At 63.0% G+C, this 14877-nt stretch carries 10 protein-coding genes and 4 pseudogenes; 8 read left to right on the top strand and 6 right to left on the bottom strand.

The window, feature by feature from the left end; all coding sequences use genetic code 11:
- Positions 1-25: 25 nt before the first annotated feature.
- From EIO64_RS11080 to EIO64_RS11065, 3 genes and pseudogenes are all read left to right on the top strand, one after another.
- Positions 26-1383: pseudogene (locus EIO64_RS11080) on the top strand (acetyl-CoA hydrolase/transferase family protein).
- A gap of 232 nt (positions 1384-1615) precedes the next feature.
- Entirely contained in the window at positions 1616-1978 is a 363-nt protein-coding gene (locus EIO64_RS11070; RefSeq protein ID WP_119310404.1) for a CidA/LrgA family protein, read from the top strand.
- Entirely contained in the window at positions 1975-2664 is a 690-nt protein-coding gene (locus EIO64_RS11065) for an LrgB family protein (RefSeq protein ID WP_021747996.1), read from the top strand. Before EIO64_RS11070 ends, EIO64_RS11065 begins: the two co-directional genes overlap by 4 nt.
- 51 nt (positions 2665-2715) lie before the next feature.
- Here EIO64_RS11065 and EIO64_RS11060 read toward each other — a convergent pair.
- The 5 genes and pseudogenes from EIO64_RS11060 to EIO64_RS11040 form a co-directional block, all read right to left on the bottom strand.
- Positions 2716-4802 (bottom strand): annotated as a pseudogene (locus EIO64_RS11060) (glutamine synthetase III family protein).
- A 947-nt stretch (positions 4803-5749) separates the two neighbouring features.
- Positions 5750-7114, bottom strand: coding sequence for an adenylosuccinate lyase (gene purB / locus EIO64_RS11055; protein ID WP_136891349.1), 1365 nt, complete (start codon positions 7112-7114; stop codon positions 5750-5752).
- 145 nt (positions 7115-7259) lie between these two features.
- Positions 7260-7448 (bottom strand): hypothetical protein, encoded by a 189-nt coding sequence (locus tag EIO64_RS11050; RefSeq protein ID WP_136891348.1) that lies wholly within the window; start codon positions 7446-7448, stop codon positions 7260-7262.
- A 12-nt stretch (positions 7449-7460) separates the two neighbouring features.
- A complete protein-coding gene (locus EIO64_RS11045) occupies positions 7461-8735 on the bottom strand; it encodes an adenylosuccinate synthase (RefSeq protein ID WP_021750975.1) in 1275 nt (424 codons plus the stop codon).
- Between the two features lie 173 nt (positions 8736-8908).
- A complete protein-coding gene (locus tag EIO64_RS11040) occupies positions 8909-9676 on the bottom strand; it encodes a class I SAM-dependent methyltransferase (RefSeq protein ID WP_136891347.1) in 768 nt (255 codons plus the stop codon).
- Positions 9677-9843: 167 nt separating this feature from the next.
- Between EIO64_RS11040 and EIO64_RS11035 the strand changes: the two are divergent.
- Positions 9844-11326, top strand: a pseudogene (locus EIO64_RS11035) (DUF1846 domain-containing protein).
- A gap of 8 nt (positions 11327-11334) precedes the next feature.
- Here EIO64_RS11035 and EIO64_RS11030 read toward each other — a convergent pair.
- On the bottom strand, positions 11335-11580 hold the full coding sequence (locus EIO64_RS11030) for a DUF6809 family protein (protein ID WP_136891346.1): 246 nt from the start codon (positions 11578-11580) through the stop codon (positions 11335-11337).
- A gap of 69 nt (positions 11581-11649) precedes the next feature.
- On the opposite strand from EIO64_RS11030, the gene EIO64_RS11025 reads away from it, so the two are divergent.
- From EIO64_RS11025 to EIO64_RS11010, 4 genes and pseudogenes are all read left to right on the top strand, one after another.
- On the top strand, positions 11650-11862 hold the full coding sequence (locus EIO64_RS11025; RefSeq protein ID WP_119310397.1) for a helix-turn-helix domain-containing protein: 213 nt from the start codon (positions 11650-11652) through the stop codon (positions 11860-11862).
- Between the two features lie 91 nt (positions 11863-11953).
- On the top strand, positions 11954-12274 hold the full coding sequence (locus EIO64_RS11020) for a hypothetical protein (RefSeq protein WP_158629769.1): 321 nt from the start codon (positions 11954-11956) through the stop codon (positions 12272-12274).
- 3 nt (positions 12275-12277) lie between these two features.
- Positions 12278-14444: pseudogene (locus tag EIO64_RS11015) on the top strand (Tex family protein).
- 14 nt (positions 14445-14458) lie between these two features.
- Positions 14459-14845 carry a metallopeptidase family protein gene (locus EIO64_RS11010; RefSeq protein WP_119310395.1) on the top strand — a complete coding sequence of 129 codons (387 nt, stop codon included), beginning with the start codon at positions 14459-14461 and terminating at the stop codon, positions 14843-14845.
- The last annotated feature ends 32 nt before the right edge of the window (positions 14846-14877 follow it).

The raw sequence follows: 14877 nt of genomic DNA, 5'->3' as shown, positions 1-14877 counted from the left end.
CCGCAGAGGGGCGCGGCAAAGGAGAATGACGATGACAGAACTGACACCCATCCGCCGGGGACGCTGCGCGGGAGCGGGCAACTGGCAGACCCAGTATCAGGCCCTGCAGATGACCGCCCGGGAGGCGGCGGAGCTGATCCGGGACGGGGACACGGCGGCCTTCGCCGCCATGTCCAACTGGCCCTGGGAGCTGGACGGGGCGCTGGCGGAGCGCCTGCTGGAGACCGGCGGCCATATCGCCATCTACGGGCACTTCATCCCCGCCGGGACCCGGCTGCTGACGCCGGAGCTGGCCGGACAGGTGACTTATGACTCCAACTTTTACGGCGTGGAGCGGGGCCTGGAGCCCATGGGCAACGTCCATTACGCCCCCTCCAACCTGAGTCAGACGCCCGCGTGGCTCCTGGCCCGGCGCCCCCGGGTGGCGGCGCTGACCTGCTCGCTCCCGGATGAGAACGGGTGGATGAGCCGCTCCCTGTGGGGCACGGCCCTGAGCCGGAAGGTGCTGGAGCAGTGCGAGCTGGTGCTGGCGGAGGTGAACCCCCGAATGCCCAATATTCCCAGTGATGGGGAGGCCCACACCCGCATCCATGTATCAGAGGTGGACGGGATCATCGAATCCAGCCGTCCTCTGGTAGAGACGCCCATCGCAGCGGGAAACGAGACGGACAGCCGCATCGCGGGCTACATCGCGGATCTAGTGCCAGACGGCGCCTGCATCCAGCTGGGGCTGGGAGGGCTGGCCAATACCGTGGGCGAGTGTCTGGCCCATGCGGGAAAGCGGGATCTGGGCGTCCACACAGAGATCCTGAGCACCGGCGTCATGGAGCTGATGCGCCGGGGCGTGGTGAACAACAGCCGCAAACAGACCTGCCCGGGGCGGAGCGTATACGCCAACATGGTGGGCGGGCCGGAGCTGTGGGCCTTCGCCCATGAGAATCCCGCCTTCTGCCAGAAGGAGATCGACTGGGTGAACGATGCCCGGAACATCGCCCGGAACGACCATGTGGTCTCCATCAACAACGCCATGGAGATCGACCTCACCGGCCAGGTGAATGCCGAGAGTATCGGCCCCCGGCAGTACTCCGGCACCGGCGGACAGCTGGAGTGGGTGGTAGGCTCCCAGTGGTCCAAGGGCGGAAAGAGTATCCTGGCCCTCCGGTCCAGCTACCGGGACAAGGCGGGGGTCCTCCACTCCAAAATCGTGCCGCAGCTGGCCCCCGGCAGCGTGGTGACCACCCCCGCACCTGCGTCCAGTATGTGGTGACGGAGTTCGGCGTGGCGGATCTGAAATACAAGAGCACCGTGGAGCGGGCCCGGGCGCTGATTGCCATCGCCCACCCGGACTTCCGCCGGGAGCTGGAGCGGCAAATGCCCCTCTGAGTCCCCCGGCCTCCTGCGGATGCTTGGATGACCTGGACAAGGTCCCGCTCTTTCCCGGCGGGGCCTTGTACTGTTTTGCCGAATTTTGCGGCGGCGGCAGAAAAAGGAGCCGGAAGGATTTGACATTCCCCGGCCGTCTCCGTAGAATAAAAAAGTTGAAAAGAATCCGCGCCCTTGTGTGAATACGGCGCAGAGTAACGCGGCGGGGGACCGCCGGGAGAGGCGGTTCACTTTGAAACTTCTAACGCAGATCGGCATCATCTTCGGCATCTGCTGGATCAGCACCTGTATTGAGCGGGTGTTGCCCTTCACCCTGCCTGCCAGCATCATCGGGATGCTGCTGCTTCTGGCGCTGCTGCTGGCACGCGTCATCAAGACAGAACACATCCGGGAGAAGTCGGACTACCTGCTGGGGAATCTCCCCTTCTTCTTCATCCCGGCCAGTGTCAGCATCATCAACTATGCAGATGTGTTACGGGAGAACCTGCTTGCCCTGGTGGTCGTCTGCGCGGTCTCGCTGATTGCCACCTTTGCCGCTACAGTGGGAGCGGTGCGGCTCACCTGCCGCCTGCTGGAGAGGGGGAAGCGGAGATGAGCGCGCTGTGGGAGTCCCCCTTTTTCGGGGTGACGCTGACGATCCTGGCTTACTGGGCAGGCTGCAAAATCCAGAAGCGGACCGGGCTTGTGATCTGCAACGGCCTGGTGCTGGCGGTGATGATGATTATCGCGGTGCTGGCGGTGTTTGACATTCCCTATGCAGCGTACAACGCCGGCGGCAGCCTCATCAACCTCTTTCTGGGGCCGGCCACGGTCTGCCTGGCAGTAACCATCTACGCCCAGATCGACCTGCTGAAAAAGAACCTGCTGCCCATCCTGGCGGGATGCGCGGCCGGGGCGGTGACTTCGGTCCTCAGCATCTGGGGCCTGTGCCGCCTGTTCGGCCTGGACCGGACACTGACCGTCTCCCTCCTGCCCAAGTCCGTCACCACACCCATCGCCACCGCCATTGCGGAGGGGCAGGGCGGCATTGTCTCCATCACCGTGGCGGCGGTGATCTTCACCGGCATCCTGGGCAACCTGTGCGCCCCCGCGCTGGCACGCCTCTTCCGGGTGAAGGATCCGGTGGCGGCAGGGCTGGCCATCGGCGCCTGCAGCCACGCCATGGGCACCGCCCGCGCCCTGGAGCTGGGGGAGACGGAGGGGGCCATGAGCGGCCTTGCCATCGGCCTCTGCGGCCTCGCCACCACTATTTTGGCGCTGTTCTTCGACGTGCTGGTGTAACAGATGAATCCAAGAGGGCCCCGGCCGATGGCCGGGGCCCTCTTGCGCACTTTATACGTAGAACAGCAGGTCGCTGTATACCGGGAAAGGCCAGGACTTGGAGGCAGTCAGCGTCTCCAACTGGTCGGCGGCCTTCCGGGCCTCTGCCATGTCGGGGATCAGCACCTCATGGCAGTAGTTCATGGCCTTGATAGAGCCCACGGGGATAGCGGCCAGATCCGCCTCCAGCTTGGCGCAGTCCGCCTGCAGGGCGTCCGTCAGGGTGCCGATCTGCATGGCTGTGGAAGTCTCATACTGGTGGGGCACACCCATGGCGTCCTTGTGATAGGCCCGCTGGCACAGCTGGTCGGCGTAGTCGGACACCGCAGGCAGGATCTGGTGGCGGATCATGTCCGCCATAGTCTTGGCCTCAATGGTCAGGACCGTGGTGTAGTTCTCAATGTGGATCTCCGCCCGGGCCTCGATTTCCTCCTTGGTGTAGATGCCGTGCTTGACAAACAGATCCACGTTTTTGGGAGCGGTGTACATGGGCAGAGCGTCAGCGGTGGAGGTCAGGTTGGAAAGGCCGCGCTTTTTGGCCTCCTCCAGCCAGGCCTCGTCATAGCCGTTGCCGTTGAAGATGATCCGCTGATGCTCGGTGAATACCCGGCGGATCAGCTTGGGCAGGTCCGCCTGGAAGTCCCGGGATGCCTCCAGCTCGTCCGCGAACTGTTTCAGCTCCTCGGCCATGATGGTGTTCAGGGCGATATTGGGGCCGGAGATGGACTGGGATGCGCCCAGCATCCGGAACTCGAACTTGTTGCCGGTAAAGGCCATGGGGGAGGTGCGGTTCCGATCCGTGTTGTCCTGGCGGATGGCAGGCAGGGCGTCCACGCCGATCTCCAGCGTCCGCTTGCCGGTGCTCTGGAAGTCCGTGTCGTTGATGATGGAGTCCACCACAGCGGAGAGCTCGTCTCCCAGGAAGATGGAGAGCACGGCGGGCGGTGCCTCCTGGGCGCCCAGCCGGTGGTCGTTGCCGGGGAAGGCCACCGTGGCCCGCAGGAACTCCTGATAGTCGTCCACACCCTTGATGAAGGCCGCCAAAAACAGCAGGAACTGGGCGTTCTGCCGGGGGGTGGAGCCGGGCTTGAACAGATTTTTGCCCGTGTCGGTGGAGAGGGACCAGTTGTCGTGCTTGCCGGAGCCGTTGACGCCCGCGAAGGGCTTCTCATGGAGCAGGCACACCAGTCCGTGGCGGTCGGCCACCTTCTTCATCATCTCCATCACCAGCTGGTTCTGGTCGCAGGCGGCGTTGGCGTTGGTGTAGATCGGGGCCATCTCATGCTGGGAGGGGGCCACCTCGTTGTGCTTGGTTTTGCTGAGCACGCCCAGCTTCCACAGCTCCTCATCCAGATCCTTCATATAGGCGGCGACCCGGGGCCGGATGGCGCCATAGTAGTGGTCGTCCAGCTCCTGTCCCTTGGGGGCTTTGCGCCGAACAGGGTCCGGCCGCACATCCGCAGGTCCTCCCGCTGGGCGTACTGGGCCTTGTCCACCAGGAAGTACTCCTGCTCCGGCCCCACCTGAACCACCACCCGTTTGGTCGTCGTGTCCCCGAACAGGCGCAGGATTCGCACCGCCTGGCGGCTGATCTCGTCCATGGACCGCAGAAGAGGCGTCTTCTTGTCCAGGGCCTCGCCGGAGTAGGAGCAGAAGATGGTGGGGATGCAGAGGCTACCCTCCTTGATGAAGGCAAACGAGGTGGGATCCCAGGCGGTGTAGCCCCGGGCCTCAAAGGTGGCCCGCAGACCGCCGGAGGGGAAGGAGGAGGCATCCGGCTCACCCCGGACCAGCTCTTTTCCGGAGAATTCCATGAGGATCTTGCCGCCGCCGGCAGGGGCAATGAAGCTGTCGTGCTTCTCCGCCGTGACGCCGGTCATGGGCTGGAACCAGTGGGTGTAGTGGGTGGCGCCCTTTTCCACGGCCCACTGCTTCATGGCCTGGGCGATCTCATTGGCGGTGGAGATATCCAAAGACGTTCCGTCTGTAACGCACTTCTTCCACGCCTCATAGGACGCAGAGGACAGGCGCTCCTTCATGGTGTCCTCATTGAAGACCATGCTGCCGAACAGATCGGAGAGTTTCGTGGTGGTACTCATGCGTTTCATCCTCCTGTATTTATAAAATGTATCGTATCACATCAGATATGGAAAACTCAACAGGAAATGCGGATTTTCCGCCTCATTTGCCGCTCTCGCCGTCATCGGAGGGGCCCCGGGCACAGAGGCCGTCCGCGTCGCATCCCCCAGGACCGGTTGGGCATCCGGAAGTCCCGAAGCATCCAGTTCCGGCCGGAATGGTGTTGCCCGAAGATCTCCCGGTCCAGCAGGCTCACCTTGGTAAAGGGCGGACGACGGCCGCCCTTCCTCCGCAGCGTCTCAAAGTCAAAATACGTCCGGCCGAAGAGGGGCAGCAGCTCTTCCTTGGTACAGATCTTTTGAAAAAACCATGGCCCCGCACATGGGCAGAAGCGCCTCCCGGATGAATTTGCGCATCAGCCGCCGACTGCCCAAAGGGCAGGGTACTGGCGCAGAGCACTCTTTGCTATGGAGCGTATAACAAAGAACGCAGCTTTCTCCTAAAATCTTAGGATGAATAGCTGCGATCCGCGGTACCACCTAATTTGCTCCCATGATGGGATCCCTTTCAAAGCTCCAACAAGCCCGTGTGAGATAACGATCACAACTCGTCGCACTTACTAGCGGAGATCCGCGTTCGGAATGCAGCTGCAGAGTCTTCTTCCCGCGGACTCTTTGTACGGGCTTCCCACTGCCCCCGCTCACTGAACCGGAATTTCCACGATCCTTTTCTCCATCAATGCCTTCTGATGGTTGGATTTGGCCTCGATCTCGAAAGCGATGGTAGCAGTGTATCACCGCCAGCAGCGCACTGTCAACGTCAAAACCCACAAAATCGGCATTCCATTTCCGGCAGCCTTCCCGGCTCCTCCGCTCCGGGACAGCCGAAGGGGTTCCGCCTGAAAAGCGTTCCGGCGCCCCTCCCGCCGCAGGCACGGCGGGCAGGGCGCCCGGACGGTATGAAACGGTCAGAGACTGATCTCCGGGACTTCCCGGCTGGCGCCGGAGAGCAGGGGCCTCACCTGGGCCAGGAAGGCGTCCACCTGCTCCGGACAGCGGCCGATGTACAGCTTCGGGTCCAGCACGGCCTCCATCTCCGCCTCGGTCATGCCGAAGGCAGGCTCCGCCGCCAGGCGGGAGAGCAGGTCGCAGGGCTCCCCCTCCTTCATCCGGGCGGTGGCGGCCATGGAGCAGGTGCGGATGATCTCGTGGAGCGCCTGCCGGTCGCCGCCCCGCTTGACGCCCTCCATCATCAGGTTCTCCGTAGCAATGAAGGGCAGGTACTCCCGGCAGGTCCGGTCCACGATCTTCTCGTTGACGTGGAGCCCGTCGGTGACGTTCTGACTGAGACGCAGGATGGCGTCGGCGCAGAGGAAGCCCTCTGGCATGGAGATGCGGCGGTTGGCGGAGTCGTCCAGGGTCCGCTCCAACCACTGGACGGAGGCGGTCATGGGGGCGTTCATGGCGTCCGCCATCAGGTAGCGGCTGAGAGAGCAGATCCGCTCGGACCGCATGGGATTGCGCTTGTAGGCCATGGCAGAGGAGCCGATCTGGTTCTTCTCAAAGGGCTCCTCCACCTGCCGGTCGTGCTGGAGAAGGCGGATGTCGTTGGCCATGCGGTAGCAGCTCTGGGCAATGGCGGAGAGGCAGTTCAGGATGCGGCTGTCCGCCTTTCTGGGATAGGTCTGGCCACAGACGGCATAACACTGCTCAAAACCGAATTCTGCGGCGATCTGCCGGTTCATCTCGTCAATCTTGGCGCCGTCTCCATCGAACAGGTCCATAAAGCTGGCCTCTGTGCCGGTGGTGCCCCGGCAGCCCAGGAACTTCATGTGGTCCAGGACGAAGTCCAGCTCCTCCAGGTCGGAGAGCAGGTCCTGCATCCAGAGGGTGGCCCGCTTGCCCACCGTCACCAGCTGGGCGGGCTGATAGTGGGTATAGCCCAGGGTGGGGGTGGCCTTGTATTGCTCTGCAAATTTACTGAGGTTCGCCACCACAGCCAGCAGCTCTCCCCGGAGATACCGCAGGCCCTCCCGGTAGATGATGAGATCCGCGTTGTCGGTGACATAGCAGCTGGTGGCCCCCAGGTGGATGATCCCCGCGGCGGAGGGGGCCGCCTTGCCGTAGGTGTAGACGTGGGCCATCACGTCGTGGCGGACCTCCTTCTCCCGCGCCGAAGCCGTCTCATAGTCGATGTCGGTGATGTGGGCCTCCAGCTCCGCCACCTGCTCCGCGGTGACGGGCAGGCCCAGATTGCGCTCGGCCCGGGCCAGGGCCACCCACAGCCGCCTCCAGGTCTCAAAGCGCATGTCGGGGGAGAACAGGTGCAGCATGAACGCCGAGGCGTACCGGGACGCCAGGGGGATTCGTAACGTTCTTTGGACATAAGAGGTCCACCTTTCTTTCGCTCAAAAGTTTAGGAGGCACCGGCATGGGTGCCTCCAGAGGGTACGATCTGTTTCGCCGGAGGCGAAGCATTTATGAAGCAGGGAGTGCGGTAAAAACTGTAAACAGCCAGAGACAAAAATCCAGGCTGAGCAGTGCCAACAGGAAACACTCGACACCCGCGGAACGATCCTTCGATGCTTTTGAAATGATCCGGTAAAGGAGAAACGGCCAGCAGAGGGCACCTGCCAACGCGATCCACCCGAATACGGCAAACAGCATCGGATTTCCTCCTCACCGAATGATGATGGAATCTCTTTCCGGTCCCACAGACACATAGGTGATATGGCAGCCGATCTCCCGCTCCACGTATTCCACATAGTTCCGGGCCGCCTCCGGCAGGTTCTCCCACTTCCGGACGCCGGAGATGTCGCACTTCCAGCCGGGCATGGCAGTCATGACGGGCTTGGCGTCCGGCAGCACGGCGGGGAAGGGGAACGCGTCGGTCTCCTGCCCGTTCAGCTCATATCGGGCGCAGATGGGGATCTCATCCATGTAGCTGAGCACATCCAGCTTGGTCAGGGCGATGTCCGTGGCTCCCTGGCACTGGATGCCATAGCGGGTGGCCACGATGTCGATGGGACCCACCCGGCGGGGCCGGCCGGTCTTGGCGCCGTACTCACCGCCGGCCTCCCGCAGCTTCTCCGCCTCTTCACCGAACCACTCGCAGGTGAAGGGGCCCTCTCCCACGCAGGAGGAGTATGCCTTCACCACACCGATGATCTTGTCCAGCTTGGCGGTGGGCAGGCCGGAGCCCACAGGGGCATACGCCGCAATGGGGTTGGAGGAGGTGGTGTAGGGGTAAATGCCGTAGTCCAGATCCCGCAGGGAGCCCAGCTGGGCCTCAAACAGGATGTGCTTGCCCTCGGCCTGGGCCTGGCGCAGGAAGGCGCCGGTGTCGCAGATGAAGGGCTTGATCTTCTCGCCAAACTCCGTCACCCATGCCTTCAGGTCATCCATGGTGTAGGGCTTGGCGCCGTAGACCCGCTCCAGCGTCAGGTTCTTCCACTCCAGAATGCCCGCCAGATGGTCCCAGAGCTTTTCCGGGTACAGCAGCTCGCCGGCCATGATGGTCTTCTTCTGGTACTTGTCCGAATAGAACGGGGCGATGCCCTGCTTGGTGGAGCCGTACTTCTTGTCCGCCAGGCGGGCCTCCTCCAGGGAGTCCAGGTCCCGGTGCCAGGGCAGCAGCAGGGACGCCCGGTCGCTGATTTTCAGGTTCTCCGGCGTGATGGCCACGCCCTGGTCCATGACGTCGGACATCTCGGTCCACAGGCTCTCGCAATCCAGAGCCACGCCGTTGCCCAGGATGTTCACCACACCCTTGCGGAAGATGCCGGAGGGCAGCAGGTGCAGGGCAAACTTGCCGAACTCGTTCACCACGGTATGGCCGGCGTTGCCGCCGCCCTGATAGCGGACCACCACGTCGTAGTCCGCGGTCACCAGGTCTACCATGCGGCCCTTGCCCTCGTCTCCCCAGTTGATTCCCACGATGGCACAATTTGACATATCCAAAAACCTCCCGGTTTTGATTTACAGACACTCCGGTCAGGTCGACCTTTTCTCCAAAGATGCCCAACCTTAGTTATTATATCGGCTGATTTTCCATAAGTAAAGCCTGAACTTGTAATAATAAGCATTATTTTTTCTGATAAGGTCGACCTTTCAATTCTGGAAATGCCTCATCCCTGGGGAGCGGCGGGGATCCCCACATAGGCCACAGTCTCGTTGGGCTGAATCAGTTGCCCGCCGGAGGCGAAAGTGTCGAACAGCGCCTCCAGCGCCGCCCGAAAGGCTTCGTAATCCGCGTCTCCCTCCCGCAGGGCATAGGAGCTGGAAAAGCACCGCCGGAGGAATCGGTCCCGGTCCAGCGTCAGGGGATTGGGGAACCGCCGCTTTTCATACGCCCCGCCGAAAAAATCCCGGATGCGGGGGTCGTCCTCCCCCATCCCGCCGGTGAATCCGTGAAAGCTCGGGCAGTGCTCCCGAAAGACCTGGGCCAAGGCCTGGTTCACCGGTGCAGACCCACGGACGTTCCAGACGAGAACGGCCCGCCCGCCGGGACGCAGGATCCGGCGGCACTCCCGCGCAAAGGCAGGACCGTCGAACCAGTGGAAGGCCTGGGCCGCTGCGACCATGTCCACGGACCGGTCCGGCAGCCCGGTATCATGGTCCGTTCCATTTGAGGAGGAGAACCGGGGATCGCCGCCCAGAAGCGCCTCCGCCGCCCCCCGCATATCCGGATTCGGCTCCACGCCGCAGACGCGGAAGCCCGCTGCCAGCAGCTGGGCGGAGAGCTTGCCGGTGCCGGATCCGATGTCCGCCGCTGTATAGCGCTCCGGCGGCGCGTACAGCTCTCCCAGCCAGTCCAGGAATTCCTGGGCATAAGAAGGTCTGGCGGCCTGATAGTCCTGGTGCCGGCCATTGAAGCGGTCAAAGGTGTTGCGCATCTGGATCCCCTCCCTGCAAATTCTCCGCTGATTGTACCATGGGAGCTGGACGCCTGCAAGATGCAGGGCGCGGCGGAAAAGCCTTGGTTCTCCACTTCCAAAACGGGACAGGGTGTGGTATACTATCACCGGATTTTGAACAACCAGAGAGAAAAGGGGAAGATCGTATGCCGGCCATCGGTTTTGACAATCAGAAGTACCTCACCACCCAGTCCGAGCAGATCAAAAAGCGCATCGCCCAGTTCGGCGGCAAGCTGTATCTGGAGTTCGGCGGCAAGCTGTTCGACGACTACCACGCCTCCCGGGTGCTGCCGGGATTCGAGCCGGACAGCAAGATCCGGATGCTCCAGCAGCTGCAGGACGACGTGGAGATCCTCATTGCCATTAACGCCGCAGACATCGAGAAAAACAAGGTCCGGGGGACCTGGGCATCACCTATGACGACGACGTGCTGCGGCTGATCGACATCTTCCGGGGCATGGGCTTCTATGTGGGCGGCGTGGTGATGAGCCGGTACAGCGGCCAGGGGGCGGCGGACGCCTTTTTGAAGCGGTTGACCACCCTGGGCATCCGGTGCTACCGCCACTATCCCATCGCGGGCTACCCCTCCGACGTGCAGCACATTGTCAGCGACGAGGGCCTTGGAAAGAATGAGTATGTGGAGACCACGCACCCGCTGGTGGTGGTGACGGCGCCGGGCCCCGGCAGCGGCAAGATGGCCACCTGCCTCTCCCAGCTCTACCACGACTACAAGCGGGGCATCGCTGCGGGCTACGCCAAGTTCGAGACCTTCCCCATCTGGAACCTGCCCCTCAAGCATCCGGTGAATCTGGCCTACGAGGCGGCCACGGCGGATCTGAACGACGTGAACATGATTGACCCCTTCCATCTGGAGGCCTATGGCAAGACTGCCGTCAACTACAACCGGGATGTGGAGATCTTCCCGGTGCTGAACGCCATCTTTGAGAAGATCCAGGGCACGTCCCCCTACCAGTCCCCACGGACATGGGAGTGAACATGGTTGGCAACTGCATCTGTGACGACGCGGTGTGCTGCGCCGCCAGCCGCATGGAGATCCTGCGGCGCTACTACACCGCCTGCGTGGAGCGGCTGCGGGGCAAAGCCGGGGACGAGCCGGTGCGGAAGCTGGAGCTGGTGATGCAACAGGCGAGCGTCACACCGGACATCTGCCCGGCGGTGTCCGCTGCCCTGCTGAAGGCGGAGACCACCGGCGGCCCTGCCGGCGCCATGGTGCTGCCAGACGGCCGGGTGGTCACCGGCAAGACCTCCGACACCCTGGGGGCGGCCTCCGCCCTGCTGCTGAACGCGCTGAAGGCCGTGGGCGGCATCGGTGACCAGTTCGAGCTGATCTCCGCCCAGGTGCTGGAGCCGGTGTGCCGGCTGAAGACCCAGTACCTGGGCCACAAGAACCCCCGGCTCCACACGGATGAAGTGCTGATGGCGCTCACCATCTCCGCCCTGACCAACCCCCTGGCGGAGCTGGCCCAGCAGCAGCTGCCCAAGCTCCGGGGCTGCGACGCCCACTTCACGGTGATCCTCAGCGAGGTGGACGAAAACCTTCTGCGCCGCCTGGGCATCAACGTCAGCTGCGAGGCCCGGTACGAGACGAAGAAGCTCTATCATAAGTAAAACAGGAATCAGATTTCCCGGGCCGCGGTCCATGTTACCTGAAACATGACCTCCATCTCATGGAGCTGGAGGTCGGAGCAGGCGTCCCAGAACTGCTCCGGCAGCTCCTGCTCTTCGGCAGGTAGTGCCTGGCGCAGCTCATCCATGCACTGTTCCACCCGTATAATAGCTCGCCGGTAATCCGGGCAGGAGAGAGATGCTGAAAATCGGCTCTCCAGAAGATTCCGGTAGATGGCAGACAAGATGTCGTTCATAATCATGCACCTCGAAGAACTTTATGTTCCCATTATACTAGGAACTTTAAGTTCCGTCAAGGAGAATATATGGAAAGATTTTCAGAGCGTTTGCAGGAATTGCGAAAAGAAAAAAATGCCACAAAAGAGGATCTGGCAGCCCATTTGGGAATTACTGTGCGGGCCTATCGCTATTATGAAGAGGGGAAGCGCTATCCTGATTTTCAAGGGCTGATTGCCCTGGCAGACTATTTTGGCGTCACTTTAGATGATCTGGTTGGCCGCACGGCCCCAGGGTTATAAAGACGGACGGGCTGCCCCGACAGGATACCCAGCAGCGGACCAGAGGAAGAGGTAATTCGGTAGCCACACCTGTGCCGCCAGCATTCCCGGCATGGGGCAGCAGCTGTACGCCCCGCAAAAAGAACAGCGCACCCGAACCTCAGACATGATTGGCGCAGATACCGATATGCCGCTTCCTGCCGGCGAGGAGAACCACTGCACCGGAGCGCATCCAAAAGCGGTCCTTTGGGGACGTGGCCGCACACGCCCCGTTGTGCAAGCCCTTCTTTGGGAACAGCGATCCCTTCACCGCTATCCGGCATCCGGCGGCACCCGCCCCCAGTATCGGGTGTATCTGCCCGGTTATCCCATAGCTGAATTTCCCGGGCAGCAGACTGCCGCCCTATTTCACGTAGAAAAGGAAGAATCATAACCCATGCAGGATCTCATTCAACAACTGGCATCTGAGCTGGACAAAGACCCCCGCCATGTGGAAAACGTGGTCCGCCTTCTGGACGAGGGCAACACCATTCCCTTCATCGCCCGCTACCGCAAGGAGCTTCACGGCGCCATGGACGACACCGCCCTGCGGAATCTGGAGGAGCGCCTCCAGTACCTGCGGAACCTGGCGGAACGCCGGGAGGCGGTGAAGCGGTCTATCGAGGAACAGGGCAAGCTGACGGAGGAACTCTCCGCCGCCATCGACGCCGCCCGGACGCTGGCGGAGGTGGAGGACCTGTACCGCCCCTACAAGCAGAAGCGCCGCACCCGGGCCACCATTGCCCGGGAAAAGGGCCTGGCGCCTTTGGCGGAGCTGCTGTTTGCCCAGGGGCCGGACTGCCCGGACCCGACGGCGGAGGCCGCCCGGTATGTGGATGCCGAAAAGGGCGTGGAGACGGTGGAGGACGCCCTCTCCGGCGCCTCCGACATCATCGCCGAGACCATCAGCGACGACGCCGCCCTCCGCAAGACCCTCCGCACCCTCCTGGAGCGGGAGGGAAAGCTCTGCTCCCAGGCGGCGGTGGAGGAGGACTCTGTCTACCGGCTGTACTACGACTTCTCCCAGGCCCTCTCCCGGCTTCAGGGTCACCAGATCCTGGCCGTCAACCGGGGGAGAAGGAGGGCTTTCTGAAGGTCCGCGTGGAGCTGGACCGGGACCGGGCCCTCCAGGCCGTCCGGCGGCATGTGATCGTCCCCGGCAGCGCCGCAATGGAATTTATCAAGTCCGCGGCGGAGGACGCATACGACCGCCTGATCTTCCCCGCCCTGGAGCGGGAGGCTCGCTCCGACCTGACGGAGCGGGCGGACGAGGGGGCCATCGGCCAGTTCGCCCTGAATCTGAAGCCCCTGCTGATGCAGCCCCCGGTGAAGGGCAGGGTCACCATGGGCCTGGACCCGGGGTACCGGATGGGCTGCAAGGTGGCGGTGGTGGACGGCACGGGCAAAGTGCTGGACACCGCCGTGGTATACCCCACCTACGGCGAGCGGCAGGAGAACGAGGCTATCGCCGCCCTGGCAAAGCTGATCCGAAAGCACGGCGTGGAGCACATCGCCATCGGCAACGGCACAGCCAGCCGGGAGACGGAGCAGATGGCGGTGAAGCTGATCCGGCAGGTGAATGAGGCCGGCGCCCATGTCAGCTACATGATCGTCAGCGAGGCCGGGGCCAGCGTGTACTCCGCCAGCCCCCTGGCGGCGGAGGAGTTCCCCCAGTACGATGTGAACCTCCGCTCCGCCGTGTCCATTGCCCGGCGCCTCCAGGACCCTCTGGCGGAGCTGGTGAAGATCGACCCCAAGGCCATCGGTGTAGGACAGTACCAGCACGACATGCCCCCAAGCGGCTGGACGAGGCTTTGAACGGTGTGGTGGAGGACTGTGTGAACGCCGTGGGCGTGGACGTGAATACCGCCTCCCCCTCCCTGCTTCAGCGTGTGGCGGGGCTGAACGCGACCACGGCGAAAAATGTGGTGGCCTACCGGGAGGAAAACGGCCCCTTCACTTCCCGGAAGCAGATCTTGAAGGTGCCCAAGCTGGGGCCCAAGGCCTTTGAGCAGTGCGCCGGCTTCCTGCGGGTGCCGGAGAGCCGCTCCGTGCTGGACAACACCGCCGTCCACCCGGAGAGCTACGCCGCGGCGGAGAAATTGCTCTCCCTCACCGGCCACACCCTCACGGACGTGCGGGATGGGAAGCTGGGAGATCTGAACGCCCAGATCAGGACCTACGGCGAGGACCGGGCGGCGGCGGACTGCGGCGTGGGCGTGCCCACATTGCGGGACGTGGCGGCGGAACTGATGAAGCCCGGCCGGGACATCCGGGACGAGCTGCCCAAGCCCATCCTCCGCACCGACGTGCTGGAGATGAAGGACCTGAAGCCCGGCATGGTGCTGACGGGCACGGTGCGGAATGTCATCGACTTCGGCGTGTTCGTGGACATCGGCGTCCACCAGGACGGGCTGGTCCACATCTCCCAGGTGTCCCAGAAGTTTATCAAACACCCCTCGGAGGTGGTGTCTGTGGGAGACATCGTCCAGGTGGTGGTGCTGGAGGTGGACGAGAAGAAAAAGCGCATCGGCCTCAGCATGAAGCAGGTGCCCAAGGCGTGAGGAGGGAAACAGCCATGATCCTGACCATCGACCGGGTGAACGACCTGCTGGACGACATGGCAGACAGTTTCCCGGCGGCGTTGTTCGACGGCCTCAACGGCGGGATCAACCTGCTGGAGGAGGCCAAGCCGGACCCGGAGTTCCCGGAGGGCGAGATGTATATCCTGGGGGAGTACTGCGACGACCTGCTGGGCCAGTATATCAACCTGTACTACGGCTCCTTTGCCGCCCTTGCAGAGCGGGAGGACTGGGGCCAGGAAACATGGGAGGACGAGCTGTACACCACCCTGTCCCATGAGCTGACCCACCACATGGAGGGCCGGGGCGGCCTTCACGCCCTGGATGACCGGGACGCGGAAGAGCTGGAGGAATACCGCCGGGAGTACGGCGGAGAGATGTGATATAAAAGGACCGCCCCGTGCCTGCGGCACGG

The organism is Dysosmobacter welbionis, from assembly GCF_005121165.3.
Lineage (GTDB): Bacteria > Bacillota > Clostridia > Oscillospirales > Oscillospiraceae > Oscillibacter > Oscillibacter welbionis.
This window is presented reverse-complemented; position numbering and strand designations above follow the sequence as displayed.